The organism is Devosia albogilva (assembly GCF_042685625.1).
GTDB classification, from domain to species: domain Bacteria; phylum Pseudomonadota; class Alphaproteobacteria; order Rhizobiales; family Devosiaceae; genus Devosia; species Devosia albogilva.
This window is the reverse complement of the sequence record NZ_JBHUNP010000001.1, coordinates 1,681,232-1,704,010: the sequence shown is the minus strand read 5'-3', so window position 1 is coordinate 1,704,010 and position 22,779 is coordinate 1,681,232. Positions and strand designations below refer to the sequence as shown.

Genomic DNA, 22,779 nt, shown 5'->3' with positions numbered 1-22,779 from the left:
AGTATGTGAGCACTGATCACATACTGCCGGGGAGAAGGCAATGGATTGGGATCTGGCTCTCGCCGGCGCGCACCATCTGGCGGTGTTCACGCTGGTTGCGATCTTTGCTGCGGAGTTCGCGCTGTTGCGGCCGGGACTGGCATCGGACCGGCTGCCGCAGCTGGCGCGGCTCGATGCGGCCTATGGAGGCGTCGCCACGCTGGTGATCCTGGTGGGCGTTGCCCGCGTCATCTTCGGCAGCATGGGCTGGGAATACTATGTGGCGAACACTGCCTTCTGGGCCAAGATGGCAGCGTTCGGCGTCATGGGCGCGCTGACGGTGCCGCCAACCCTCGCCATCCGCCGCTGGCTCAAGGCCGGGACACCAGCGGAAACGGAGATTGCGGACGCCCGCCGTTACCTCCACTTGCAGGCAGCAGCACTGCTGCTGATTCCGCTCTTCGCCGCGGCCATGGCACGCGGCTACGGCAGCTAGGCTCCGTTCGGCGCCGGAGTCTTCGGCTCGTAGCGGCACCACTCGCGAATCGGGCAGCGCCAGCATTCCGGCCGGCGCGCTTTGCAGATGTAGCGGCCGTGCAGGATCAGCCAGTGGTGGGCATGGAGCATGAAGCGCTCCGGCACCACCTTGAGCAGGATCTGCTCCACCGCGAGGGGGTTGTCCGCGACGGCAAGCCCGGTGCGATTGCCGACGCGGAACAGGTGGGTATCGACGGCGATGGTGGGCTGCTTGAACCAGATGTTCAGCACCACATTGGCGGTCTTGCGCCCGACGCCGGGCAGCGCCTCCAACGATCCGCGGTCCGCCGGCACCTCGCCGCCATGCCGCTCCAGCAATTGCTGGCTCAGCGCGAAGACGTTCTTGGCCTTGTTGCGGAACAGGCCGATGGTCTTGATCTCGGCTTCGATGCCTTCGACCCCCAGCGCCGCCATCGCTGCAGGGGACGGTGCAAGCTGGAACAAACGCTTCGTCGCCTTGTTCACCCCTGCGTCGGTCGCCTGCGCCGACAGCACCACCGCGACCAGCAGGGTGAAAGCGTTGACGTAGTCGAGCTCGCCCTTGGGCTCCGGCTCGATCTCGTGGAAACGGGCGAAGATGGCCTCCACATCGGCCGGCGGCAGCGATTTCACTTTTTTGGCAGCGGGCATTCTCATGGCCTCGATTCTGGGCCTATAGTTAGCGCGAAGAGACCGCCATGCCCATGCAAGCCACCACCACCACTCCGCTGTTCGCTGCAGCCTTGCGGCCCGACGCGCCGCTGCGCGCCACCGGCGGCTGGGTGGCACTGGCCATCGCCGCGGTGGTGGCGGCCCCGATCATGGTGGCGGTTCCCGAATTCGCCATTCCAGGCGTTGCGGCCTTCGGGTTGACTGGTGGCGGGTTGGTCGCGCTCGGCCTCAGGCAGTCGCGGCGGCGCAAGCTGGTCGAGCACGTCACGCTGTGGCCGGACCAGCTCGAGATCAGCAGCATCGATGCTGCCGGCAATCGCCAGTTGAAGCGCTTCGAGCCGCATTCGGTGCGGCTGGTGCTCGATCGCGACGAGAACGAGCGCACCCAGGCCATCCGGCTGCGTGCCGCCGACGAGACGGTGGAAATCGGCGCCTTTCTCAGCAGCGACGACAAGGCGAGCTTCGCCAAGGCGTTCGGATCGGCGCTGCGGCGCGCCCGGCGGTAGACTCGCACGCATCGTCAAAAGCGGGTCGCCCCCGTTTGTCCCTGACCCTAGACAGGGGCTCGATTCACGTTTCGACGGTGCTGCCATGAACCAGATGACCGCGCTTTCCCCCGCCGACGACTACAACATCGTGCGGCTTGCCATCGAGCAGCTTTCGGCCGGCGGCGAGACAGCCGATGTCAGCAGCCTTGCCCGTTCGCTGGGCCTCAGCGAACGTCAACTGACCGACCTGTTCCGCCGCTGGTGCGGGCTCAGCCCCAAGAGCTTTGCCCAGGCGGTAGCGCTGGACCACGCCAAGGCTTTGTTGCGCGCCAATGCCAATGTGCTCGACACCGCCTATGAAGTGGGACTGTCGGGCCCCTCGCGCCTCCACGACCTGTTCGTGACCTATGAGGCGATGCCGCCGGGCGCGTTTCGCGCCGGTGGGGCGGGGATCGACATGGTCTGGGGCGTCGCGCCCTCGCCCTTCGGCACCGCCGTGGCGACGGCGACCGAATATGGCCTCTCAGGGCTGGGCTTTGCCGATGCGGACACGACGGTGGAACAGGCCTTCGAGGACTTGGCCCGGCGCTGGCCGAACGCCCGCTTCCGCCGCGACGACGCGCGCGTGGCGCCGGTCATTGCGCAGGTGTTCGACCCGAGCCGCTGGTCCGCCGATCGCCCGGTGCGGGTGGTTCTGATCGGCACCGATTTCGAAGTGCGGGTGTGGGAGACGCTGCTGAAGGTGCCGGTGGGGAAAGCCACTACCTACCAGCAGGTGGCGAGCCATATCGGCCGCCCGACCGCCAGCCGCGCCGTGGGTGCTGCCGTCGGCAAGAACCCGATAAGCTTCGTGGTGCCCTGCCACCGGGTGGTCGGCACTTCAGGAGCCTTGACCGGCTACCATTGGGGCGTGCCGCGCAAGCGCGCAATCCTGGGTTGGGAAGCCGGGGTGATTTCGGCGCGCCACTGACGGCGTGTTCCACGTGAATCCGGCCGTGCCGGAACCAAACCTCGTTGATCGGCTTAGCCGGAGGCGAGGACAGGCATGGCCGAAGGCACCAGATCGATTCTCATAGGCGTAGTGGTGGCGGCGGCGCTGTTCCTCGCCTGGCAGATTTCGACCATTCTGCTGCTGATGTTTGCCGGCATCCTGATCGCCACCTTGCTCGATGCCATTGTGCACGCCATCCGCAAGGTGGTGCCGGCGCCGCGGCCGCTGCTGGTGGTGGGCGTCGCCTTCTGCATCTTTGCGCTGCTGGTGGTTGGGCTGAGCCTGGGTGGCGCCAGCCTCAGCCAGAGTGTCAACCAGCTCTGGGACATGCTGAGCCAGCAGGCGACGCGGCTCTATGACCGATGGCGCGAAATGCAGATCGGCAATGGCACCGTTGAAGAGGGCGACGAGGGCTCGCTGCTCTCAACCATTCTTCCCGGCGCTTCCGAGCTGTTCAGCCAGGCCGGGTCGTTGTTCAACCTGACCCTCGGGATCGCCAGCAATTTCGTCATCATCACCTTCCTCGGCCTGTTCTTTGCGCTGAACCCGGCCGGGTATCGTGACGGCTTCCTGCTGCTCTTGCCGCGGGCCCAGCGCAAGCGGCTGCGCGCGGCCTTCTCAGCCACCGGCGAAGCTCTCCGCGGCTGGCTGGTGACGCAGGTGGCAATGATGGTGCTGATCGGAACGCTTATCTTCCTGCTGCTGACGGCACTGGATGTGCCCAATGCCGGGCTCCTGGGCGTGTTGTCGGGCTTGCTGAACTTCGTGCCGTTTCTCGGCCCGATCATCTCGGCGGTCCCGGTGATGCTGACCCTTGCTGCCGAGGACATGACGACGCTGCTGCTCGGCGCCGCCGGCCTGCTGCTGATCCAGAACCTAGAAGGCTATATCCTGACCCCGATGCTGCAGCAGCGGATCATCCACCTGCCGCCCGCTTGGTCACTCGCAGTGATGGCGGTCATGGGGGCGCTGTTCGGGCCGCTCGGCATCGCCCTCGCGACGCCGATCTTCGCAGTGGCCCGTACACTCACCAATGAGCTCTATATCGATCCGCGCGAGGAGGACGAAGCCACCCCGCTCGATGTCGATCAGAGCACGACCTTTTCGGCCAGCGAACCATCCGAGCCGATCTTGTAGACGGTGGGCTCGCCGGTGGCGATTTCGCGCGCCAGGATTTCGTCGGAGGTGAGTCCCTCGATCGCCATCACCAGCGCCCGCAGCGAGTTGCCGTGCGCGGCAACGAGCACGGTCTTGCCATCCTTGAGCGCGGGCAGGATTTCGCGCTCGTAGTAGGGCAGCGTCCGGGCCGCAGTGTCCTTGAGCGATTCGCCGCCCGGCGGGGGCACGTCATAGGAGCGGCGCCAGATGTGGACCTGCTCCTCGCCCCACTTGGCGCGGGCATCGTCCTTGTTGAGGCCGGCGAGGTCGCCATAGTCGCGCTCGTTCAGCGCCGTGTGACGCACGATGGTAACGTCGACGATGCCCATCTCCTCGAGCATCAGGTCGAGCGTGTGCTGCGCCCGGCGCAGCGCCGAGGTGTAGTAGAGGTCGGGCACGATACCGGCGGCCTTGAGCTTCTTGCCGGTGTCGCGCGCTTCCTCGATGCCCTTTTCGGTCAGGTCCGGGTTGCGCCAGCCGGTGAACAGGTTCTTGAGGTTCCACTCGCTCTGGCCATGGCGAACCAGGATCAGGGTGCCGGTCATGTGTGTCGTTCCTAGCGTTTGACGTTCAGTTGAGGCCGAGCACGTCGGCCATGGAATAGAGCCCGGCCGGCTGCCCGGCCGCCCAAAGTAGAGCCCTTATGGCGCCGTTGGCATAGATGGTGCGGTCCTGGGCGCGGTGGTTGAGTTCGATCCGTTCAGACGGGCCGGCGAGAATCACCATGTGGTCGCCGATGACATTGCCGCCGCGCAGGGTGGCGAAACCAATCGTCCCAGCCTCGCGCGGACCGGTATGGCCGTCGCGCACCTTGACCCACTTGTCCTTAAGGGACACGTGCCGGCCGCGGGCCGCAGCCTCACCCAGCATCAGGGCGGTGCCGGAGGGGGCGTCGACCTTCTGGTTGTGGTGCATTTCGAGGATCTCGACGTCGTAGTCGGACAGGGCCGCCGCAGCCTTTTCGACCAGCGCCGTCAGCGCCACCATGCCCGGCGAAAAGTTGCCGGACTTGACGATGCGGGCACCGGCAACCGCGGCTGCGGCGATGGCGGCTTCGTCGGCATCGGAAAAACCCGTGGTGCCGATAATGTGGACCAGCTTGCGGGAGCCGGCGGCTGCGGCGAGTTCGACACTGGCTGCCGGAGCGGTGAAGTCGATGATGGCGTCGGCACCATCGAGTGCCTGCTGGAGATCGCTGGTGACGGTGACGCCGAGCGGCTCAAGACCGGCCAGCGTGCCGGCATCACGGCCGACCGAGGCACCCGGGCGGTCCAGCGCACCCACGAGCTGTAGCTGCGGCGCGGCGGCCACGGCTCGCAGATTGGCCTGGCCCATGCGCCCGCCAGCGCCCGCAATCACCACCTTCAGCCGATCCATGCCGCCTCTCCCGTTTCGCCCCGGCTATAGCAGCGCCGCTTGCCGCAGCCAACCGCGATGGCCTTTGCCGCTGGACATGATACGATTCGCCCAACCGAGGCTCAGCCCCAGAGAGGCCATGACCATCACCAATGCCCTTGCCGGCATCGCGGTGGAAGACATCGCCGAAGCCAGCGACTTCTACGAACGCCTGTTCGGCCGCGAACCGGACGCCCGCCCCATGAAGGATGTGGCCGAATGGAAGCTGCCCGGCGGCGGCTGGGTGCAGGTGCACACCGATGCCGATCGTGCCGGCGCGGCGGTGCTGACGCTGATCGTCGACGACATCGCCGAGGAACTCGGCCGGCTGGCGCTGCACGGGCTGATGCCGGTGTCGAAATCGGTCGGCGATTTCTTCAAGACCGCCAAGTTCCGCGATAGCGATGGCAACACCATCATCCTGAGCCAACCGCAGCCGGGGACGTATTGAGAGGCCCACGAACAGTCCCCTCTCCCCTGAGGGGAGAGGTCGCCGCTTGCGGCGGGTGAGGGGTTCAGCGCTGGGGTCCTGCAGTGAGGGTGAACCCCTCACCCTAACCCTCTCCCCTCAGGGGAGAGGGGACAGCAGCGGGGTGCTTGTCGACGCCAGTATCCTAAACCCGCCGCAGACGCACTTCTTCGATCAGGTGATCGCGGCCCTTCTTGAGGATCAGGTCGGCGCGGCCGCGGGTCGGCAGCACGTTGTCGAGCAGGTTGGGCAGGTTGATGCTGCGCCACACCTGTCGGCCGAACTCGCCGGCCTCTTCCTGGCTCATCTCGGCGAAACGGCGGAAGAACGAGGTGGGGTCCCGGAAGGCGGTGTCGCGGAGGCGGAAGAAGCGCTCCATGAACCAGGCTTCGAGATCCTCCGGCTCGGCGTCGATATAGACCGAAAAATCGAGGAAGTCGGAGGCGAACAGGATCGGGTTGCCGGTCCGCGGCAGTTCACCCGGCTGGAGGATATTGAGCCCTTCGACGATCAGGATATCAGGACGGTCGATGACCACCTCTTCCCCGGGCACCACGTCGTAGACCAGGTGCGAGTAGACCGGCACCCGCACCTCCCCATGACCAGACTTGATGTCGGCCAGGAACTGCACGAAGCGCGGACGATCATAGCTCTCGGGGAAACCCTTGCGCTCCATCAGCCCGCGCTCGGCGAGCACGGCATTGGGGTAGAGAAAGCCGTCGGTGGTGACGAGATCGACCTTGGGGCTCGACGGCCAGCGGGCGAGCAGCGCCTGCAGGATGCGGGCGGTGGTCGACTTGCCCACCGCAACCGACCCGGCGACCCCGATGATGAACGGCACCTTGTGGTCGGGCGCATTCAGGAACCGGGTCGAGACGTTGTGGAGGCCCTGGATAGCCTCGACATAATAGGAGAGGAGCCGCGTCAGCGGCAGGTAGACCTCTTCCGCCTCTTCTAGCGAGATCGGGTCGGACAGCGTGCGTAGCCGCTCGATATCGGCCTGGGTCAGCGTCATCGGCTGGCCGTCGCGCAGCTTGCTCCACTCGGCCTTGGTGAAGGAATGGTAGGGTTCGAGCGTCCGGGTCGGGGTCACGGCTGAGCCTTTCGCGCAGCCTTTTCGGCCAGGCCCGACTGCGCCGTGCGGGAATCGAGTTCGGCCATCACCTCGGCCAGCGGCACACCGGCGGCGCGCAGCACCACCAGCAGGTGGTAGAGCACGTCGGCCGATTCCTTGACCAGTTCGGCGCGGTCTTTGGTCACCGCAGCGATCACCGCCTCGGTCGCTTCTTCGCCGAGCTTCTGGGCGGCCTTGTTGATGCCGCGCGCGATCAGCTTGGCCGTATAGCTGTCCTCCGCCGAGGCGGCAGCGCGCGTGGCGATCCGCTGTTCGAGTTCTTCAAGCGTCATTGACCAGCCCCCCGATGGTGAAAGCTCTACGGCAAAAGCGTGGGCGTCGTCACCCCGGACCTTAGGCTGCCCTGTCCATTCGCACCGCGACGCCGTGGTCGCGCAGATACTGCTTGGCTTCGGGAATGGTGAAGGTGCCGAAGTGGAAGATCGAGGCGGCGAGCACGGCGCTGGCATGGCCTTCCTTCACCCCATCGACAAGGTGCTGCAGCGTGCCGACGCCGCCCGAGGCAATCACCGGCACTTCCACCGCGTCGGCAATGGCACGGGTGAGCTTGAGGTCGAAGCCGGACTTGGTGCCGTCGCGATCCATGGAGGTGACCAAGAGCTCCCCTGCCCCGCGCTCGACCATGCGCGCGGCGAACTCGACCGCATCGAGCCCCGTCGCCCGCCGGCCGCCATGAGTATAGATCTCCCATTCCGAACGGTTGTCGCCGCCCGGCCGCTCCTCGAGCCGCTGGCGCGCATCGACCGAGACGACGATGCACTGGTTGCCGAACTTGTCGGCAGCGCGGGAGATGAAGTCGGGGTCGTTCACCGCCGCCGAGTTGATGGCGACCTTGTCGGCCCCGGCCAGCAAGAGCTTGCGAATGTCCTCGATGCTCTTGACGCCGCCACCCACGGTCACCGGCATGAAGCAGTGTTCGGCGGTGCGCGCCACCACGTCGAAGATGGTGTCGCGGCCTTCGTGGCTGGCGGTGATGTCGAGAAAGGTCAGCTCGTCGGCACCGGCAGCGTCATAGGCGATGGCGGCTTCCACCGGATCACCGGCATCCACCAGGTCGACGAACTGCACGCCTTTGACCACGCGGCCACCGGCAACATCGAGGCAGGGAATGAGGCGGGTCTTCAGCGTCATGACGTGGACTCGGGTGGTTGGAGCTGCTGGTGCCGGCGCCAGGCCAGCCAGTGAATGATGGCAACCACGAGCAGCACCAGGAGGGCGCCGGCGCCAAGCGGGATGGTTGCAAGCATGAACCAGCCCAGCACGAACCAGGTGTAGAGCGCGCCGCCCCAATCGGTCCCGCCGATCACGCAGGGGTGGGTGGAGGCTTCATTGAGGGTGCAGCCGTGACTTTCCGCAATCCAGCCGCTGATGGCGACCCCTGCCAAAGGCCACAAGGCGAAGACCAGCACCAGCACGGTCACAATGGCGTAGATGCCCCAGGGGAAACGCCGCTTGCGGGCTGCTGCGCTCACGCCGCCGCCCGCAACATGGCCAGTGCTTCACGTGAATCAATACGCCCGTCATAGAGGGCGCGGCCGGAGATTGCCCCTTCCAGCACCTGGTATTCGGGCTGGGTCATGCGCTCGATGTCAGCCATGGAGGCGAGGCCACCAGAGGCGATCACCGGAATGGTGGTGGCGCGGGCCAGCTCGAGGGTCGAGTCCCAGTTGATGCCGGCGAGCACGCCATCGCGGTCGATGTCGGTATAGATGATGGCAGCAACGCCGGCGCCTTCGAAGCGCTTGGCGAGTTCGATCACCGAGAGTTCGGACGTTTCGGCCCAGCCTTCCACCGCGACCATGCCCTTGCGGGCATCGATGCCGACGGCGACCTGCCCCGGCCATTTGGCGGCCGCTTCCTTGACCAGCGCCGGATCGCGCACCGCGACGGTGCCGAGGATGACGCGGGCGAGCCCCTTGACGAGCCAGCTCTCGATATGCGCCAGCGTGCGGATGCCGCCGCCGAGCTGCACCGGGAAACTCACCTCTTTCAGGATCGCCTCGACTGCCGCGCCGTTAATGCTTTCGCCGGCAAAGGCGCCGTTGAGGTCGACGACGTGGAGGTACTCGAAGCCCTGACTCTCGAAGCTCCGCGCCTGGGCGGCGGGGTCATCGTTGAACACGGTGGCCTGGTCCATGTCCCCCAGCTTGAGCCGGACGCACTGGCCGTCCTTGAGGTCGATGGCGGGGAAGAGGATCACGGCGTCCACCTCAGGAAATTGCCGATCAGCCGCAGGCCGAGGGTCTGCGACTTTTCGGGATGGAACTGCGCACCGAACAGATTGTCGCGCGCCACGCAGGCCGTGACCGGCCCACCATATTCAGTGGTGGCGACGCAGGTCGACGGGTCGTCGGTCACAAGGTGGTAGGAGTGGACGAAATAGGCATGGAGCCCATCCGGGCCGTCAGGGATGCCCTCGAACAGCTTGTGCGGCCGGGTGAAACTCAGCGTGTTCCACCCCATGTGCGGGATCTTGAGGTCGGGAGCGTTCGGGCGAATGCGTTCCACCGCGCCGCTGATCCAGCCGAGACCAGGCGTCACGGCTTTCTCGCGACCTTCCGTGGCCATCAACTGCATGCCGACGCAAACGCCGAGAAAGGGCGTGCCGCCGCGGATCACCTTCTCCTCGAGCATCTCCACCATGCCCGGCACGGCATCGAGCCCGGCCTTGCAGTCGGCAAAGGCGCCGACGCCGGGCAGCATGATGCGGTCGGCAAGACGGACCCGCTCGGGATCGGCCGTCACTTCAACGGTGGAATCGCCGACCTCGTCGGCCATGCGCTGGAACGCCTTGGCGGCCGAGTGAAGGTTGCCGGCGCCGTAGTCGATGATGGTGACAAGGCTCATCGCAGCGCCTCCAGTTGGGCCATATCAGGGGAGGCGGCGACGCGATCGCCGCGGAACCGCCAGCCCTGACGGGCGAGTTTCTGCCGGCGCCAATCGGGAGCAGAGAGGCCGATCCAGATGGCAGCAAGGACATAGAGCAGGAAGGCGGTACCGCCACCGAGGTAGCGGGCGAGCAGGACCAGCGCTGCCGTCTTCACCAGCCACACCAGCACTTCCAGCCACAGCCGATGGCCGAGCAGATAGACCGGCGGCAACAGCATAGCGAGCCAACTGAACCGCTCCGGCACCACGCGCGGCAGTTCGGCGGAACCGGACTTGGGATCGAAGATGGCGTAAAGGGTCACAACTCTCTCCACACCCTCGATGTCATTCCCGCGCAAGCGGGAAGCCATCTTGAAATGTCAGTATGGACCCCGGCTCTATGCCAGGGTGACACCAGTGTTTGCCGGTGACTTAGTGCAAAAAGGCTGGATGTTCCAGCCTCAGAGCGTGCCCTTGGTCGACGGCACCCGGCCGCCGGCACGCGGATCGATCTCCACCGCCTGGCGCAGCGCCCGCGCCACCGCCTTGAACATCGATTCCGCCAGATGGTGGTTGTTGTCGAAGTAGAAGTTCTCGATGTGGAGCGTGATGCCGGCATTGACCGCAAAGGCCTGGAAGAACTCGCGGAACAGCTCGGTGTCGATTTCGCCGATCTTGGCCTGGCTGAACTCGGCCCGGAACACCAGGAAGGCACGACCGGACACGTCGACCGCCGCGCGGGTCAGCGTGCCGTCCATCGGCAGGTCGCAACTGGCATAGCGGGTTATACCGGCCTTGTCGCCCAGCGCCTGCTTCAGCGCCTGGCCGAGTGCAATGCCGACGTCTTCCACCGTGTGGTGGAAGTCGATGTGGAGATCGCCGGTGCAGCGCACCTCCATATCGATCAGCGAGTGGCGCGAGAGTTGGTCGAGCATGTGGTCGAAGAAGCCGACGCCCGTCGCCATGGTGTGTGCGCCACTGCCGTCGAGGTTGATCGACACGTCGATCGCGGTCTCGTTGGTCTTGCGGCTGATGCTGGCGGTACGCATGGGGATATCTCCGGACGCGGGCGGCTCTAGCAGATAGGCACGCCGGCGTGAAGATTGGGTTGAGGCCGCTCAGCCGAGCAGCACCCAAATGAGCCAGCCGAGACCAATGACTAGCGCCCATGTCGCCAGTGCCAACGCGATGATGACGTAGATGGGCGGCATGGACACTTCCCCGATCGTAGGGCTTGAAGAGTCACGCTGCAGGGTGCTGCCCAACCTCGTCCGAATTGCGGCTTTCCACGGGGGGCGATCCGCGGGGTCACGGCTTCTGGCCATCGGCTGCACCCGTTGCAATCGCCCGCTTCGCGCCTAAATAGAACGCAACAGTTCGGAGTACCTCCCCCTATGAGTGAATCTCAATTTCCCGGCTGGCACGGGACGACCATCGTCTCCGTGCGCAAGGGCAACAAGGTCGTGGTGGCCGGCGATGGCCAGGTCTCCATGGGCCAGACCGTGATGAAGCACGGCGCCAAGAAGGTGCGGCGGCTGGCGGGCGGCAAGGTCATCGGCGGCTTTGCCGGCGCCACGGCCGACGCCTTCACCCTGTTCGAGCGGCTCGAGGCCAAGCTCGAGCAATATCCCGACCAGTTGATGCGTGCCGCCGTCGAACTTGCCAAGGATTGGCGCACCGATCGCTATCTGCGCCGGCTCGAGGCGATGATGATCGTCGCCGACAAGCGCGAAACGCTGGTGCTGACCGGCACGGGCGACGTGCTTACCCCCGATTACGGCGTCACCGCCATCGGTTCGGGCGGCAACTACGCGCTCTCCGCCGCCCTGGCGCTGGCGCAGAACACCGAACTCGACGCCGAGCACATCGCCCGCGAAGCCATGAAGATCGCCGAGCAGATCTGCGTCTACACCAATGGCAACGTCACGGTGGAAAGCATCGAGCTGGAGGCGTGACCTATTCGATCCGCAGGCTCGGGCCGCAGGATCTCGGCGCCTACCGGGCACTGAGGCTCGAGGCTCTCGAGGCGGCGCCGGAAGCATTCGGGACTGCGCATGAGGAAGCGGCCCGGCAGTCGGACGCCTACTTCCGGAGCCTGCTGGAGCGGCTGGCGGTATTCGGCGCCTTCGATGCCGAGGGCACACTCGCCGGCATGGTGGCCTTCGCTCGCCGTGAAGGTGTAAAGGCCCGGCATGTGGGAGATATCATCTCCGTCTATGTCGGCCCCTCCCTGCGCGGCACCGGCGCGAGCCTCGCGCTGATCGAAGCAGCGGTGGACCACGCCCGCCATCACGTCATCCAGCTCGAGCTGGGTGTCGGCACCTACAACACGGCGGCAATCCGGCTCTACGAGAAGGCCGGCTTCCGCACATATGGGACCGAGCCCCGGGCCCTCTTCGTGAACGGTCGATTTATCGACGAACACCAGATGGTGCGCTTCCTCGACAAGGCACCTGGAGAAGACCAATGACCGAAACCAATTTTTCCCCGCGCGAGATCGTCAGCGAGCTCGACCGCCACATCGTCGGCCAGAAGGATGCCAAGCGGGCCGTTGCCGTGGCGCTGCGCAACCGCTGGCGCCGGCAGCAGCTTCCGGCCGACCTGCGCCGCGAAGTCAGCCCCAAGAACATCCTGATGATCGGGCCCACCGGCGTCGGCAAGACCGAGATTTCGCGTCGGCTGGCGCGGCTCGCCCAGGCTCCGTTCATCAAGGTTGAAGCCACCAAGTTCACCGAGGTCGGCTATGTCGGCCGCGACGTCGAGCAGATCGTGCGCGACCTCGTCGAAGCCGGCATCACCGTACTGCGTGATCGCCGCCGCCGGGATGTTCAGGCCCAGGCGCACCACAATGCCGAGGAGCGCGTGCTTGATGCGCTGGTCGGCACCTCCGCCACACCGTCGACCCGCGAAGCCTTCCGCAAGAAGCTTCGCGACAACGAACTCGACGACAAGGAAGTGGAGATCGAAATGACCCCGGCAACTCCGGGCGGCTTCGAGATCCCGGGCATGCCTAACGGTGGCATCGGCATGATCAATCTGTCCGACATGTTCAAGCAGGCCATGGGCGGGCGCGGCGTCAAGCGCAAGATCAAGGTCAAGGACGCCTATGAGCCGCTGATCGCCGAAGAGGCCGACAAGCTGCTCGACCAGGACCAGTTGAAGTCGGAAGCCATCGAGCTGGTGGAGAACCACGGCATCGTCTTCATCGACGAGATCGACAAGGTCGCTCACCGCGAGGGCGGCGTGCAGGGTGGTCCGTCGCGCGAAGGCGTGCAGCGGGACCTCCTGCCGCTGATCGAAGGCACCACGGTCGCGACCAAGTACGGCCCGGTGAAGACCGACCACATCCTGTTCATCGCCTCGGGCGCCTTCCATGTGTCGAAGCCCAGCGATCTGCTGCCGGAACTCCAGGGCCGCCTGCCGATCCGCGTCGAACTGCAGGCACTCACCCGTGAGGACTTCATCGGCATCCTCAACGACACCGAGGCCAGCCTGATCAAGCAGTATGTAGCGCTGATGGGCACCGAAGGGGTGACGCTGGAGATCACCCAGGATGCGATCGAGGCCATTGCTGACGCGGCGGTGCAGGTCAATTCCAGCGTCGAGAATATCGGCGCCCGACGCCTGCAGACGGTGATGGAACGGCTGGTGGAGGACATCAGCTTCGAAGCCCCCGACAAGCAGGGTCAGACCATCACCATCGACGCCGCCTTCGTCCGCGAGAAGGTGGGCGTGCTGGCGGGCGACAGCGATCTCAGCAAGTTCGTGCTGTAAGGGGCAATCTTCACCCCCACGGTGCTGCCCTCGGACTTGATCCGAGGGCCTTTGTCAGCGCACACCGCGTTACGAGTGGCCCTCGGGTCAGGCCCGAGGGCAGGCCGGTGGTGTGGAATGCCACAAGCACGCGCCTGCGCTAAACCCCTATCGTCCCACCTTCCGGCGGTTGAGTTCGTTGATCAGGGCCCGCAGATCCTCCACCTCAAGCTTGCCGATATCGCTGGCCAGCCGATTCGCGAGTTCCGTCGCCTCAGGCGCCAATCCGGCCGTGTCGATGGTGACCTTCGGGTCGCTCAGTTCCGCCAGCCGCTGCAGTTCCTCGGCCTCGTCCCAGATCACGTTGAAATAGGCGATGATGCGGTGGAGCAGGAAGCCGGTCGGCTTGCCGCGCTTGCCGTGTTCCAGCGCCGATAGGTACGCGCTCGACACGCCGAGCGCTGCCGCCATGTCCTTGAGCGACACGCCGCGCTCCTCGCGCAGCTCGCGGATGCGCTGGCCAAGCGGGGTCATGCGCGCCGCAGGCGCACATACCACGCCCCCTCCCCGCCATGGCCGCGGGCAGCAATGCTCCAGCCGGACACGTAGCGCGCCAGCGCCGGCTCGTTCAGCCAGACCGGCAGCATGGTTCTCAACACCCCGCGTTCGTTCATCGCGGCGATGAAATCGTCGTCGTTACGAGCACCCTTGCCGGTGATCACCAGCAAGGTCCGGTCGCCGCGCGCCGCCCGCGCCAGGATGAAACGGTGCAGCGCCTCGCGCGCTTCCGCCTGGGTCATGCCGTGCAGGTCGATGGTGCCGTCGATATCGATGCGGCCACGGCGGACCTTCTTGTGCGTTGCCGGATCCACTGCCTTGTCGGGAGCCGCCCGGTGCTGGGGCGGCGCCTGATACGGGGGCAGAAAGGGCTCGCGCGGCTGCAATCGCGGTTTGGGCGGACGGCGGATTTCGGGAGCAAGCGCCGTTTCCGGCGGCAAGGGCAGCGGGGCGTTGCCGTGGGGCTGCACCAGGCGCTTGCGCCGCAACGGCTCGACGGTTTCCGCTACCGCCGTCCACAGGTGGAAGTCGTGCGGGAGGCGCTTCGGCTCACGTTTCGACATGGCACGCGCCAACCGCCTCGGGATCAGTCGAGCTGGCTGGTGGCGACGACTTTCCAGTTGGGGTCGCGCGACTTGGGGTTGCGCTGGAAGGTCCACTCGTCGGCGACGGCCTGGATCTGCTCGGCATCGCCCTCGACGATGGTGCCGTCCTTGTCGCGAGTAGCCGAGACCACTTCGGCGTGGAAGCGCACGGTCACGATGACGTTGCGCTTGTCGTATTCAGCCTCGGAAATCTCCACCTTGGGCAGGCCGACAAAGGTGAAGTCCACCTTCTGGCCGGCGCCTTCGCGCTCACTGATGGCGCGGACGAAGCCATCATAAACGTCCTTGTCGAGCAGGTTCTTGAGCGTCTGCCGGTCGCCCTCGGCAAACGCCGTGACGATCATCTCATAGGCCTGCTTGGCGCCATCGAGGAAGAATTTCGGGGTGAAGCTGCTGTCGGCTTCCGCCACCGCCCGGAGGCCGGCGGCCAGATCGGCGTCGCCGCGGGAGAACTGTTCGATCTCGGATTCGAGCTTGCGGGCGCGCCGCTCGGTGTCCATCTCGGGAGCCGGTGCCGGACGCGGACGCAGCGGCACCACGGTCTCTTCGCCAGCCTCGGCCGGGCGGCGGCGCTCCATCGGCGGGCGCTCATTGCCGGTGCGCGTGCCAAGCACCGAGCGCAGCCGGAACAGCACGAAGACCGCCACGGCGATCACGATGAGCGTTGGCAGATCGAAGAATTCATCCATCGGACAGTAGACCTTTCGAGCGCCTTGCGGCGCGATCGCGCCTCGCCGGACGCCGGAACTGAACCTATATATAGACGAAGCTCATCCTGAAACCAGTTCACGATGGGTCAAGTTGCAACATGCCGCACCACGCATAGCGGGTGGCGAAGGGAGAACCGGCCGTGGCCCGATTGTTTCTGATAGGGGTGATCCTCTACCCGATCCTCGAAATCGCGGTGCTGATCAAGGTCGGCCAGACCATCGGCCTGTGGCCGACGCTGGCGCTGGTGATCGGCGCTGCGATCCTGGGTGGCATCCTGTTGCGCAATGAAGGGCTCGGGGCCGTGCGCCGGCTGGCCGGTACCGTGCAGCAGGGGCAATTGCCCGGGCGTGATCTTGCCGATGTGATGATGCTCGGCCTCGCGGCGGTGCTGCTGATGCTGCCGGGGCTGATCACCGACGTCCTGGCTCTGGCGCTGCTGCTGCCGCCGGTACGCCATGCCATCTATGGCTGGCTCGCCCGCCGGGTGACGGTGGTCGAGACCACGACCAGCTACTACCGGCATGAGTCTCCCGCCGATCCCCGGCTCGGCCAGCGCGGGACCATCGAGCTCGACGACGACGAGTTCCGGCCGCGCTGAACACCCCGGAAGCTTGTGACGGCGGGGCAAAAATGCTAGCCACCGCCGGAAAACTCGAGACACCAAAGGACAAGACCATGGCCGACGAGACCCAGGGCGGCGCCGCTCCGCAGGCAGCCGCCAACCCGCCTTCGATGAACCTCATTGGCCAGTATATCCGCGACCTCAGCTTCGAGAACCCGGGTGCGCCGGGCTCCATGCTCGGTGGCGGCGCCAATCCGGCCTTCAACGTCAACATCTCGGTTGGCGTGAAAAAGCAGAACGACGATACCTATGCCGTCGAGCTGACGCTCAACGCCAAGGCCAACCGCGAAGAAGCAGTGCTGTTCAACGTCGAGCTCGTCTATGGCGGCGTGTTCCGCATCCGCAACATTCCGGACAACCAGCTCAGCGCCATCCTGATGATCGAGTGCCCGCGGCTGATCTTCCCGTTCGCGCGTCAGGTGCTGGCCAATGTCACCCAGCAGGGCGGCTTCCCGCCGCTGATGATGGAGCCGGTCGATTTCACCGCCATCTACCGCCAGAACCTGCAGAAGCTCGCGGCCCAGCAGCAGGCCGGCGGCGGCGCCGCTCCTGCCCCTGCCAATGGCGGCGGCGAGCCTACGGTGAACTAGGAATCAAAACGGCGCCTCCGGGCGGCGTTTTTGTTTGGAACAAGCGTTCTCATAGACCTCACCCTGAGCTTGTCGAAGGGCGAGGTCGCGGCCCGGTGTTACCGACCTCGTGGTTCGACAGGCTCACCATGAGGTCTGCGAAACCTCCGGGTGTCCGAAACTATTCCGCTGCGACCACGGCTTCGGCCGGTTCGGCATAGCGGGACCAGATCGAGTCCGCTCCGAGGGATTCCACCATGGTCATGTGTGCGGCCAGTTCGGCCTCGCTCACGCGCGGCGGCAAAGGCGTCGGCCGCGGCCGGGCCGGCACCCGCGTTGCCATGGCGGCGGCGGCAGAAACCTCGATCTCGGCGGTCAGCGCCAGCGACACCTGCTTGCCGCCGATCAGCTCGAGATAGACTTCGGCCAGGATCTCGCTGTCGAGCAAAGCGCCATGCAGCGTGCGGCGGGAATTGTCGATGCCGTAGTGCTTGCACAGCGCATCGAGGCTGACGCGGGCGCCGGGGTGCTTGTCGCGCGCCAGCATCACCGTATCGACCACGGGATTGCCGAGCGGCCGCCGGCCCGACTGCTTCAGCTCGTAATTGAGAAAGCCGATGTCGAAGCTGGCATTGTGGATGACGAGCTGGGCGTCGCCGATGAAGTCGAGGAACTCGTCTGCCACCGCCTCGAACACCGGCTTGTCGGCCAGGAATTCGTCACTCAGCCCGTGCACCCGGAAGGCTTCCTCGGGCATGGAGCGGCGCGGATTGATGTAGACGTGATAGTGGCGGCCGGTCGGGATGTGGTTGATCAGCTCGACGCAGCCGATTTCCACCAGTCGATCCCCGCCCTCGGGGGCAAGGCCGGTGGTTTCGGTATCAAGCACGATCTCGCGGTTCATCTCAGTCCTTGCCGGTACGGATCGAATCGACCAGCGCTGCCACAGCGGCACGAGTCTCGGCGATCGACGTGCCGGTGTCTATGAGGTAGTCGGCGCGCCCCTTCTTTTCGGCCTGCGGCATCTGCCGGGCAAGCATGGTGTCGAGCTTATCCCCGCTCATTCCCGGCCGCGCCAGGGCCCGGCGGCGCTGCTCGGCCTCCTCGACATGGGTCACCGCGACCGCGTCGAACCCGTAGTCGTAGCCGCTTTCATAGAGCAGCGGCACTTCCACCACCGCCAGGGCATATCCCGCCTCCTCGGCACTGGCGAGAAAATCGCCGATTCGGCCGCGCACCAGCGGATGAACCACCGCCTCGAGTTTCTCAAATCCGGAGGGGTTGGCCCGCAACCTATCGGCCAACTTCTGCCGATCGATCACGCCATCCACGGCAACACCGGGAAACAGCGTCTCCACCGCCTGTACGGCTTCGCCCGCATAAAGCTCGGCGACCGCCGCATCGGCCGAATAGACCGGCACGCCAAGATCCTTGAACGCCTCCAACACCGTCGACTTGCCGGTAGCGATGGAACCAGTCAGCCCGAGCCGGAACATCACCCCTCCAGTGTTGCTTCGATACGAGCGCGCAGGTCCGGCGTCACGTTCGGCCGCACCCCGAACCACGCCTCGAAGCCCGGCACCGCCTGGTGCAGCAGCATGCCCAAACCATCGACGGTCCTGAGCCCCTGCGCCCGCGCATCGGCGAGCAGCGGCGTGACCAGCGGCGAATAGACGATGTCGGTCACCAGCGTGTCGGGCCGCAACGCGGTGGCGTCGAACCCCTCGAAGCGCGTCCCGTGCATGCCGACCGACGTGGTGTTGACCACCAGCCCCGCATGCGGCGCGGCATCGGCGAGCGCATCGAGCGTAGCCACAGTGATATCGCCCTCGAATTCGGCTGCCAGCTTGTCGGCCGTGGCGCGGGTGCGGTTGAGCAGCAGGATGGGAATGCCCCGGCTCTGCAGCGCCACGATCACCGCCCGCGCGGCGCCACCCGCCCCCAGCACCAGCGCCCGGTCCAAGCTGTCGGACCAGCCGGGTGACCCGGCATCGAGATTGCCGAGAAAGCCGAGATAGTCGGTGTTGGTGCCGTGTACCTTCCCGTTGCGGGCGACCAGGGTGTTCACTGCCCCGATCTGTTCCGCCAGCGGATCGACAGTGTCGCACAGCTCGAACACCGCTTCCTTGTGCGGGATGGTGACATTGCCGCCGGCAAACTCACCCGAACGCAAGCGCTCGAAAAAACCCGGCAGCGCTTCGGGCGACACGTCGATGGCTTCATAGCTGCCGTCGATGCCGTGCTCGGCCAGCCAGGTGCCGTGGATCAGGGGCGAGCGGGAGTGGGCAATGGGATGGCCGATGACGAAGGCTTTGATGGTCACTGCAGAAGTTCCGGCGCAAGGGTCCTGAGGGCGGAGAGCACCGGCAGCAGCGGCAGCCCGAGGATGGCGAAATAGTCGCCATTGACGCTCTCGAACAGCCGGGCGGAAGGCCCCTCCAGCCGATAGGCGCCGACCGACCCCAGCACCGCCTCGCCTTCGAGCTGGAGAACCCGGTCGCGTTCCTCGGTCGAGAACTCGTGCATGGTCAATTCTGCCGTCTGCAGCCCGGACCAGAGCACCACGCCATCGCGTATCAATGCGGCAGCGGCATGCAGGCGGTGCGTCTTGCCGCGCAACCGGTCGAGCTGCGCCGCTGCCTCTTGCATCGTCTCGGGCTTGTGGAAGAGTTCCGTGCCGAGGCTCAGGGTCTGGTCGGCACCGAGCACCATCCGCCCCGGATGGCTTGCGGACACTGCCATCGCCTTGCTCTCGGCAAGACGTCGAGCAACGTCGCGCCCGTCTCCGCCAGCGGCGATCGTCGCCTGTTCCTGTGCTCGCTCGTCCAGGCTGGCTGGCACGGTCTTCACGGCAAGACCGGCTTGTTCCAGCAGGGTTTTTCGGGTCTGGCTCTTGGACGCAAGGATCAGCATGGCCGATCTTTTCCACACAGTTCTCCCCGCCTCAACCGGGAACTGTGATCTCGACTCATGAGTTTTGGGCTGAGCCGAAGTTGTTCGACTTGGTTTACGAACCATTAACAGCCCGTTTCCGCACCCGCTCGCCCGGGGCTTTGGAGAAGTCTGGGGAAAGCTCCGCATGGCGAGAGGCCGTTGCCGACAGCTTCTCAACAGCCGGATTCGAATCGTTGACTCCGGAGTCGCCGGGTTAACGCTTCGTTAACCATTCCGGATAGGCGCTAGGAGGGCGCTGGCAAGATTCACACTCTGGACCTGCGCTGAACTGCCTGCGCCCTTGTGCCGCCATGCTGCCGATTGTGAACGGCCGCGAATTCCAGCAAAACACCCCCATGATGATGAAGATAAAAGAACAGAAAGATTCTTTTGGGTTTGGAAGGGCGCCATGACCGACACATCTCGCCCGGAGCGGGCGCTGCTCAACACGGTGCTCGGACAGCGCCAGGAGCGCCCGCCGATCTGGATCATGCGCCAGGCTGGTCGCTACCTACCCGAATATCGCGAAACCCGCACCAAGGCCGGTAACTTCCTCGACCTCTGCTATACGCCGGATCTGGCGGTGGAAGTCACCCTGCAGCCGTTGCGGCGCTTCGATCTCGATGCAGCGATCCTGTTCTCCGATATTCTTGTCGTGCCCGACGCGCTCGGCCAGTCGGTGCGTTTCGCAACCGGTGAAGGCCCGCTCCTTGAACCGGTAACCGAAACCGGGCTCGGTGTGCTTCGCCCGGAACAGGCTTTGGAACGGTTGGCGCCGGTGCTGGAGACGGTATCGCGCCTCCGTGGCACCATCGACGCCGACAAGACCCTGATCGGCTTCTGTGGCTCTCCCTGGACGGTCGCGACCTACATGATCGGCGGCCGCGGTTCGCCCGATCAGGCAGCAGCGCGACTTTATGCCCTCCGCCACCCGGAGGACTTCGCCCGGCTCATCGACATTCTCGTCGACACTTCGATCAGCTACCTCGTCGCCCAGTTCAATGCCGGTGCCGACGTGGTGCAACTGTTCGAGAGCTGGGCCCTCAATCTCGACGAGGTGGCCTTCGCCAACTGGGTGATCGAACCCAATCGTCGCATCGTTGAGGGCGTGCGGCGCGTGATACCGGATGCGCCGTTCATCGGCTTTCCCCGCGGGGCGGCCGGAAACCTGCCGGCCTATGCCGCGGCGACCGGGGTCAACGCCCTCGGCCTCGACTATGCCACGCCGCTGGGCTGGGCCGGTTCGGCGCTGCCGTCCGCGTTGCCGGTTCAGGGCAACCTTGATCCGCTGCGCCTTGTCGCGGGCGGCGAGCAGCTCGACCGGCGTGTCGACGAAATCATTGCCGGCTTCTCGAACCGTCCGCACATCTTCAATCTTGGCCACGGCATCGTGCCGGAGACCCCGATCGCCCATGTGGAGCGGCTTGTCGCCCGGGTGAAGGGACGCTAGGAACGCGCTCATGCTCGAGTGGATCAAGGCCCTTCACGTCATTTCCGTCATCGCCTGGATGGCGGGCATGCTCTATCTGCCGCGCCTGTTCGTTTACCATTCGGTGGCCGAGATCGGTTCGGACAAGTCCGAGACCTTCAAGGTCATGGAACGCCGACTCTATCGCGGCATCATCACGCCGGCGATGATTGCCACCTGGTTCTTCGGCCTCGCCATGGTCGCCCATGGGGTGGTCGACTGGAGCCAGGGCTGGCCTTGGGTCAAGGCTGTGGCAGTGATCGCGCTCAGCGGCATTCACGGGATGCTGGGCAGCTATCTGCGCGCCTTTCGCGAGGATCGGAACACCAAGCCGCAGCGCTTCTTCCGCATCATCAACGAGGTGCCCACTGTTTTAATGGTCATCATCGTCATCGCGGTGATCGCCCGGCCGTTCTGACCGGCAACAACCGGTTTCACTTGAATCGTTTTCCTTGGCGGGTCCACCTTGAAACTTGCCGAGGATCACGCTACATCACCCGCCAACGCATCCGACGTCTTTTCTGGCTGACCTCCCCGGTCGTGCCCGCGATGCCTACCCCCTCCCCAAGTATCTGCGTCCTTCGCCGATCCCGTTTCCCGCCAAAGGGTCAAACCGCTCTATGCAGAATGTGAAGCTCAGTGAGCTCAAGGCCAAGTCACCGGCCGAATTGCTTGTGTTCGCCGAAGAATACGAGGTCGAGAACGCCTCGACTATGCGCAAGCAGGAGCTGATGTTCGCCATCCTCAAGCAGTTGGCGGAGCATGAGGTCGACATCACTGGCGAGGGCGTGGTCGAGGTTCTGCCCGACGGTTTCGGTTTCCTTCGTTCGCCGGATGCCAACTACCTGCCGGGCCCCGACGACATCTATGTCAGCCCGTCGCAGATCCGCCGCTTCGGCCTCAGGACCGGCGACACCGTGGAAGGCCAGATCCGGTCGCCCAAGGAAGGCGAGCGCTATTTTGCGCTGCTCAAGGTCAACACCATCAATTTCGAAGATCCCGAGGCCGTCCGCCACAAGGTCAACTTCGACAACCTCACCCCGCTCTATCCCGAAGAGCGCCTGCGGATGGAACTGCCGGACCCGACCCTCAAGGATCGCTCTGCCCGCATCCTTGATCTGGTGGCACCGCTCGGCAAAGGGCAGCGTGCCCTGATTGTTGCGCCGCCGCGCACCGGTAAGACCGTTCTGTTGCAGAATATTGCACAGTCGATCGCCACCAACCACCCCGAGTGCTACCTCATCGTGCTGCTCATCGACGAGCGCCCCGAGGAAGTCACCGACATGCAGCGCTCGGTGAAGGGCGAGGTCATCTCCTCGACTTTCGACGAGCCCGCCTCCCGCCACGTGCAGGTCACCGAGATGGTGATCGAAAAGGCCAAACGCCTGGTCGAGCACAAGCGGGACGTGGTGATCCTTCTCGATTCGATCACCCGCCTCGGCCGCGCCTACAACACCGTCGTTCCGAGCTCCGGCAAGGTGCTGACCGGTGGCGTTGACGCCAACGCCCTGCAGCGCCCCAAGCGCTTCTTCGGTGCCGCCCGTAACATCGAGGACGGCGGCTCGCTGACCATCATTTCCACGGCGCTGATCGATACCGGCTCGCGCATGGACGAAGTGATCTTCGAAGAGTTCAAGGGCACCGGTAACTCCGAAATCATTCTCGATCGCAAGGTCGCCGACAAGCGCGTCTTCCCGGCCATCGACATCACCAAGTCGGGCACCCGCAAGGAAGAGCTGCTAGTCGAGCCGGACATCCTCAAGAAGATGTACGTCCTGCGCCGCATTCTCAATCCGATGGGGACGATCGATGCCATGGAGTTCCTGATGGACAAGGTCCGTCAGACCAAGACGAACTCCGACTTCTTCGACTCGATGAACACCTGACC

Annotated in this window: 31 protein-coding genes; 13 read left to right on the top strand and 18 right to left on the bottom strand. The window is 65.3% G+C overall.

Annotated elements, in window-relative coordinates; translation table 11 throughout:
- Positions 1 to 40 precede the first annotated feature (40 nt).
- The gene (locus ACFSX5_RS08670; RefSeq protein ID WP_386832888.1) at positions 41 to 475 is read left to right on the top strand and encodes a DUF2214 family protein; all 435 of its coding nucleotides are present in this window, start codon (positions 41 to 43) and stop codon (positions 473 to 475) included.
- Here ACFSX5_RS08670 and nth read toward each other — a convergent pair.
- The gene (gene nth, locus ACFSX5_RS08665; RefSeq protein WP_386832887.1) at positions 472 to 1,152 is read right to left on the bottom strand and encodes an endonuclease III; all 681 of its coding nucleotides are present in this window, start codon (positions 1,150 to 1,152) and stop codon (positions 472 to 474) included. The genes ACFSX5_RS08670 and nth overlap by 4 nt on opposite strands.
- Positions 1,153 to 1,193: 41 nt before the next feature.
- Between nth and ACFSX5_RS08660 the strand changes: the two genes are divergently transcribed.
- The 3 genes from ACFSX5_RS08660 to ACFSX5_RS08650 all read left to right on the top strand — a co-directional run bounded on the left by ACFSX5_RS08660 (position 1,194) and on the right by ACFSX5_RS08650 (position 3,783).
- Complete coding sequence (locus ACFSX5_RS08660) at positions 1,194 to 1,673, top strand: DUF2244 domain-containing protein (RefSeq protein ID WP_386832886.1); 480 nt, start codon at positions 1,194 to 1,196, stop codon at positions 1,671 to 1,673.
- Positions 1,674 to 1,758: 85 nt separating this feature from the next.
- Positions 1,759 to 2,625, top strand: coding sequence for a methylated-DNA--[protein]-cysteine S-methyltransferase (locus tag ACFSX5_RS08655; protein WP_386832885.1), 867 nt, complete (start codon positions 1,759 to 1,761; stop codon positions 2,623 to 2,625).
- Between the two features lie 75 nt (positions 2,626 to 2,700).
- A complete protein-coding gene (locus ACFSX5_RS08650; protein WP_386832884.1) occupies positions 2,701 to 3,783 on the top strand; it encodes an AI-2E family transporter in 1,083 nt (360 codons plus the stop codon).
- Here the strand turns inward: ACFSX5_RS08650 and ACFSX5_RS08645 are convergent.
- Together ACFSX5_RS08645 and dapB are read right to left on the bottom strand one after the other, a co-directional pair.
- The gene (locus tag ACFSX5_RS08645) at positions 3,735 to 4,349 is read right to left on the bottom strand and encodes a 2,3-bisphosphoglycerate-dependent phosphoglycerate mutase (RefSeq protein ID WP_386832883.1); all 615 of its coding nucleotides are present in this window, start codon (positions 4,347 to 4,349) and stop codon (positions 3,735 to 3,737) included. The genes ACFSX5_RS08650 and ACFSX5_RS08645 overlap by 49 nt on opposite strands.
- Positions 4,350 to 4,374: 25 nt before the next feature.
- Positions 4,375 to 5,181 (bottom strand): 4-hydroxy-tetrahydrodipicolinate reductase, encoded by an 807-nt coding sequence (gene dapB / locus ACFSX5_RS08640; protein ID WP_386832882.1) that lies wholly within the window; start codon positions 5,179 to 5,181, stop codon positions 4,375 to 4,377.
- Positions 5,182 to 5,299: 118 nt separating this feature from the next.
- Here dapB and ACFSX5_RS08635 point away from each other — a divergent pair, with 118 nt between their 5' ends.
- Positions 5,300 to 5,650, top strand: a complete 351-nt coding sequence (locus tag ACFSX5_RS08635; RefSeq protein ID WP_386832881.1) for a VOC family protein — start codon at positions 5,300 to 5,302, stop codon at positions 5,648 to 5,650.
- Positions 5,651 to 5,813: 163 nt separating this feature from the next.
- Here ACFSX5_RS08635 and coaA read toward each other — a convergent pair whose 3' ends face one another.
- From coaA to hisB, 8 genes are all read right to left on the bottom strand, one after another.
- Entirely contained in the window at positions 5,814 to 6,761 is a 948-nt protein-coding gene (coaA, locus tag ACFSX5_RS08630) for a type I pantothenate kinase (protein ID WP_386832880.1), read from the bottom strand.
- A complete protein-coding gene (locus ACFSX5_RS08625; protein ID WP_386832879.1) occupies positions 6,758 to 7,075 on the bottom strand; it encodes a phosphoribosyl-ATP diphosphatase in 318 nt (105 codons plus the stop codon). Before ACFSX5_RS08625 ends, coaA begins: the two co-directional genes overlap by 4 nt.
- Before the next feature lie 61 nt (positions 7,076 to 7,136).
- The gene (hisF, locus tag ACFSX5_RS08620) at positions 7,137 to 7,934 is read right to left on the bottom strand and encodes an imidazole glycerol phosphate synthase subunit HisF (RefSeq protein ID WP_386832877.1); all 798 of its coding nucleotides are present in this window, start codon (positions 7,932 to 7,934) and stop codon (positions 7,137 to 7,139) included.
- On the bottom strand, positions 7,931 to 8,275 hold the full coding sequence (locus ACFSX5_RS08615; protein WP_386832876.1) for a hypothetical protein: 345 nt from the start codon (positions 8,273 to 8,275) through the stop codon (positions 7,931 to 7,933). The genes hisF and ACFSX5_RS08615 overlap by 4 nt, the downstream gene beginning before the upstream one ends.
- Positions 8,272 to 9,003 (bottom strand): 1-(5-phosphoribosyl)-5-[(5-phosphoribosylamino)methylideneamino]imidazole-4-carboxamide isomerase, encoded by a 732-nt coding sequence (gene hisA, locus ACFSX5_RS08610; protein ID WP_386832875.1) that lies wholly within the window; start codon positions 9,001 to 9,003, stop codon positions 8,272 to 8,274. The genes ACFSX5_RS08615 and hisA overlap by 4 nt, the downstream gene beginning before the upstream one ends.
- Positions 9,000 to 9,650 (bottom strand): imidazole glycerol phosphate synthase subunit HisH, encoded by a 651-nt coding sequence (hisH, locus tag ACFSX5_RS08605; RefSeq protein WP_386832874.1) that lies wholly within the window; start codon positions 9,648 to 9,650, stop codon positions 9,000 to 9,002. Before hisH ends, hisA begins: the two co-directional genes overlap by 4 nt.
- Positions 9,647 to 9,994: a DUF2628 domain-containing protein gene (locus tag ACFSX5_RS08600; RefSeq protein ID WP_386832873.1), complete on the bottom strand. Its 348-nt coding sequence runs from the start codon at positions 9,992 to 9,994 to the stop codon at positions 9,647 to 9,649. Before ACFSX5_RS08600 ends, hisH begins: the two co-directional genes overlap by 4 nt.
- Before the next feature lie 138 nt (positions 9,995 to 10,132).
- Entirely contained in the window at positions 10,133 to 10,720 is a 588-nt protein-coding gene (gene hisB / locus ACFSX5_RS08595) for an imidazoleglycerol-phosphate dehydratase HisB (RefSeq protein WP_386832872.1), read from the bottom strand.
- Between the two features lie 345 nt (positions 10,721 to 11,065).
- Here hisB and hslV point away from each other — a divergent pair, with 345 nt between their 5' ends.
- The 3 genes from hslV to hslU are packed head-to-tail and all read left to right on the top strand — an operon-like array spanning position 11,066 to position 13,445.
- Complete coding sequence (gene hslV, locus ACFSX5_RS08590; RefSeq protein ID WP_386832871.1) at positions 11,066 to 11,626, top strand: ATP-dependent protease subunit HslV; 561 nt, start codon at positions 11,066 to 11,068, stop codon at positions 11,624 to 11,626.
- Positions 11,623 to 12,141: a GNAT family N-acetyltransferase gene (locus ACFSX5_RS08585; protein WP_386832870.1), complete on the top strand. Its 519-nt coding sequence runs from the start codon at positions 11,623 to 11,625 to the stop codon at positions 12,139 to 12,141. The genes hslV and ACFSX5_RS08585 overlap by 4 nt, the downstream gene beginning before the upstream one ends.
- Positions 12,138 to 13,445 carry an ATP-dependent protease ATPase subunit HslU gene (gene hslU, locus ACFSX5_RS08580; protein WP_386832868.1) on the top strand — a complete coding sequence of 436 codons (1,308 nt, stop codon included), beginning with the start codon at positions 12,138 to 12,140 and terminating at the stop codon, positions 13,443 to 13,445. The genes ACFSX5_RS08585 and hslU overlap by 4 nt, the downstream gene beginning before the upstream one ends.
- A 147-nt stretch (positions 13,446 to 13,592) precedes the next feature.
- On the opposite strand, the gene ACFSX5_RS08575 is transcribed toward hslU, so the two are convergent.
- The 3 genes from ACFSX5_RS08575 to ACFSX5_RS08565 are packed head-to-tail and all read right to left on the bottom strand — an operon-like array spanning position 13,593 to position 15,276.
- On the bottom strand, positions 13,593 to 13,958 hold the full coding sequence (locus ACFSX5_RS08575) for a helix-turn-helix domain-containing protein (RefSeq protein ID WP_386832866.1): 366 nt from the start codon (positions 13,956 to 13,958) through the stop codon (positions 13,593 to 13,595).
- Positions 13,955 to 14,545, bottom strand: a complete 591-nt coding sequence (locus tag ACFSX5_RS08570; protein ID WP_386832865.1) for a Smr/MutS family protein — start codon at positions 14,543 to 14,545, stop codon at positions 13,955 to 13,957. The genes ACFSX5_RS08575 and ACFSX5_RS08570 overlap by 4 nt, the downstream gene beginning before the upstream one ends.
- Positions 14,546 to 14,568: 23 nt before the next feature.
- Positions 14,569 to 15,276 carry a Tim44/TimA family putative adaptor protein gene (locus ACFSX5_RS08565; protein WP_386832863.1) on the bottom strand — a complete coding sequence of 236 codons (708 nt, stop codon included), beginning with the start codon at positions 15,274 to 15,276 and terminating at the stop codon, positions 14,569 to 14,571.
- Between the two features lie 161 nt (positions 15,277 to 15,437).
- On the opposite strand from ACFSX5_RS08565, the gene ACFSX5_RS08560 reads away from it, so the two are divergent.
- Both ACFSX5_RS08560 and secB read left to right on the top strand, forming a co-directional pair.
- Entirely contained in the window at positions 15,438 to 15,896 is a 459-nt protein-coding gene (locus tag ACFSX5_RS08560; RefSeq protein ID WP_386832862.1) for an FxsA family protein, read from the top strand.
- Between the two features lie 77 nt (positions 15,897 to 15,973).
- Positions 15,974 to 16,510, top strand: coding sequence for a protein-export chaperone SecB (gene secB, locus ACFSX5_RS08555; RefSeq protein WP_386832861.1), 537 nt, complete (start codon positions 15,974 to 15,976; stop codon positions 16,508 to 16,510).
- Positions 16,511 to 16,670: 160 nt separating this feature from the next.
- Here the strand turns inward: secB and dnaQ are convergent, their stop codons facing one another.
- From dnaQ to ACFSX5_RS08535, 4 genes are read right to left on the bottom strand one after another with little or no spacing between them, the layout of a single operon-like run.
- Entirely contained in the window at positions 16,671 to 17,393 is a 723-nt protein-coding gene (dnaQ, locus tag ACFSX5_RS08550; RefSeq protein WP_386832860.1) for a DNA polymerase III subunit epsilon, read from the bottom strand.
- Between the two features lies 1 nt (position 17,394).
- Positions 17,395 to 17,985, bottom strand: a complete 591-nt coding sequence (gene coaE, locus ACFSX5_RS08545; protein WP_386832859.1) for a dephospho-CoA kinase — start codon at positions 17,983 to 17,985, stop codon at positions 17,395 to 17,397.
- On the bottom strand, positions 17,985 to 18,812 hold the full coding sequence (locus ACFSX5_RS08540) for a shikimate dehydrogenase (protein ID WP_386832857.1): 828 nt from the start codon (positions 18,810 to 18,812) through the stop codon (positions 17,985 to 17,987). Before ACFSX5_RS08540 ends, coaE begins: the two co-directional genes overlap by 1 nt.
- Complete coding sequence (locus tag ACFSX5_RS08535) at positions 18,809 to 19,402, bottom strand: Maf family protein (protein ID WP_386832855.1); 594 nt, start codon at positions 19,400 to 19,402, stop codon at positions 18,809 to 18,811. The genes ACFSX5_RS08540 and ACFSX5_RS08535 overlap by 4 nt, the downstream gene beginning before the upstream one ends.
- A gap of 430 nt (positions 19,403 to 19,832) precedes the next feature.
- Between ACFSX5_RS08535 and hemE the strand changes: the two genes are divergently transcribed.
- From hemE to rho, 3 genes are all read left to right on the top strand, one after another.
- The gene (gene hemE, locus ACFSX5_RS08530; protein ID WP_386832854.1) at positions 19,833 to 20,873 is read left to right on the top strand and encodes a uroporphyrinogen decarboxylase; all 1,041 of its coding nucleotides are present in this window, start codon (positions 19,833 to 19,835) and stop codon (positions 20,871 to 20,873) included.
- 10 nt (positions 20,874 to 20,883) lie between these two features.
- On the top strand, positions 20,884 to 21,309 hold the full coding sequence (gene hemJ, locus ACFSX5_RS08525) for a protoporphyrinogen oxidase HemJ (protein ID WP_386832853.1): 426 nt from the start codon (positions 20,884 to 20,886) through the stop codon (positions 21,307 to 21,309).
- 202 nt (positions 21,310 to 21,511) lie between these two features.
- Entirely contained in the window at positions 21,512 to 22,777 is a 1,266-nt protein-coding gene (gene rho / locus ACFSX5_RS08520; RefSeq protein WP_386832851.1) for a transcription termination factor Rho, read from the top strand.
- The last annotated feature ends 2 nt before the right edge of the window (positions 22,778 to 22,779 follow it).

Bases quoted from the DNA above. Each gene is read 5' to 3' on its own strand.
- ACFSX5_RS08575 (WP_386832866.1), bottom strand. From the start codon at position 13,958: ATGACCCCGCTTGGCCAGCGCATCCGCGAGCTGCGCGAGGAGCGCGGC.
- ACFSX5_RS08660 (WP_386832886.1), top strand. From the start codon at position 1,194: ATGCCCATGCAAGCCACCACCACCACTCCGCTGTTCGCTGCAGCCTTG.
- hslU (WP_386832868.1), top strand. From the start codon at position 12,138: ATGACCGAAACCAATTTTTCCCCGCGCGAGATCGTCAGCGAGCTCGAC.
- dnaQ (WP_386832860.1), bottom strand. From the start codon at position 17,393: ATGAACCGCGAGATCGTGCTTGATACCGAAACCACCGGCCTTGCCCCC.
- hisH (WP_386832874.1), bottom strand. From the start codon at position 9,650: ATGAGCCTTGTCACCATCATCGACTACGGCGCCGGCAACCTTCACTCG.
- hisB (WP_386832872.1), bottom strand. From the start codon at position 10,720: ATGCGTACCGCCAGCATCAGCCGCAAGACCAACGAGACCGCGATCGAC.
- rho (WP_386832851.1), top strand. From the start codon at position 21,512: ATGCAGAATGTGAAGCTCAGTGAGCTCAAGGCCAAGTCACCGGCCGAA.
- hemJ (WP_386832853.1), top strand. From the start codon at position 20,884: ATGCTCGAGTGGATCAAGGCCCTTCACGTCATTTCCGTCATCGCCTGG.
- ACFSX5_RS08570 (WP_386832865.1), bottom strand. From the start codon at position 14,545: ATGTCGAAACGTGAGCCGAAGCGCCTCCCGCACGACTTCCACCTGTGG.
- ACFSX5_RS08650 (WP_386832884.1), top strand. From the start codon at position 2,701: ATGGCCGAAGGCACCAGATCGATTCTCATAGGCGTAGTGGTGGCGGCG.
- coaE (WP_386832859.1), bottom strand. From the start codon at position 17,985: ATGTTCCGGCTCGGGCTGACTGGTTCCATCGCTACCGGCAAGTCGACG.
- dapB (WP_386832882.1), bottom strand. From the start codon at position 5,181: ATGGATCGGCTGAAGGTGGTGATTGCGGGCGCTGGCGGGCGCATGGGC.
- ACFSX5_RS08670 (WP_386832888.1), top strand. From the start codon at position 41: ATGGATTGGGATCTGGCTCTCGCCGGCGCGCACCATCTGGCGGTGTTC.
- ACFSX5_RS08635 (WP_386832881.1), top strand. From the start codon at position 5,300: ATGACCATCACCAATGCCCTTGCCGGCATCGCGGTGGAAGACATCGCC.
- ACFSX5_RS08565 (WP_386832863.1), bottom strand. From the start codon at position 15,276: ATGGATGAATTCTTCGATCTGCCAACGCTCATCGTGATCGCCGTGGCG.
- ACFSX5_RS08645 (WP_386832883.1), bottom strand. From the start codon at position 4,349: ATGACCGGCACCCTGATCCTGGTTCGCCATGGCCAGAGCGAGTGGAAC.
- ACFSX5_RS08625 (WP_386832879.1), bottom strand. From the start codon at position 7,075: ATGACGCTTGAAGAACTCGAACAGCGGATCGCCACGCGCGCTGCCGCC.
- secB (WP_386832861.1), top strand. From the start codon at position 15,974: ATGGCCGACGAGACCCAGGGCGGCGCCGCTCCGCAGGCAGCCGCCAAC.
- hemE (WP_386832854.1), top strand. From the start codon at position 19,833: ATGACCGACACATCTCGCCCGGAGCGGGCGCTGCTCAACACGGTGCTC.
- ACFSX5_RS08655 (WP_386832885.1), top strand. From the start codon at position 1,759: ATGAACCAGATGACCGCGCTTTCCCCCGCCGACGACTACAACATCGTG.
- hisF (WP_386832877.1), bottom strand. From the start codon at position 7,934: ATGACGCTGAAGACCCGCCTCATTCCCTGCCTCGATGTTGCCGGTGGC.
- ACFSX5_RS08535 (WP_386832855.1), bottom strand. From the start codon at position 19,402: ATGCTGATCCTTGCGTCCAAGAGCCAGACCCGAAAAACCCTGCTGGAA.
- hslV (WP_386832871.1), top strand. From the start codon at position 11,066: ATGAGTGAATCTCAATTTCCCGGCTGGCACGGGACGACCATCGTCTCC.
- nth (WP_386832887.1), bottom strand. From the start codon at position 1,152: ATGAGAATGCCCGCTGCCAAAAAAGTGAAATCGCTGCCGCCGGCCGAT.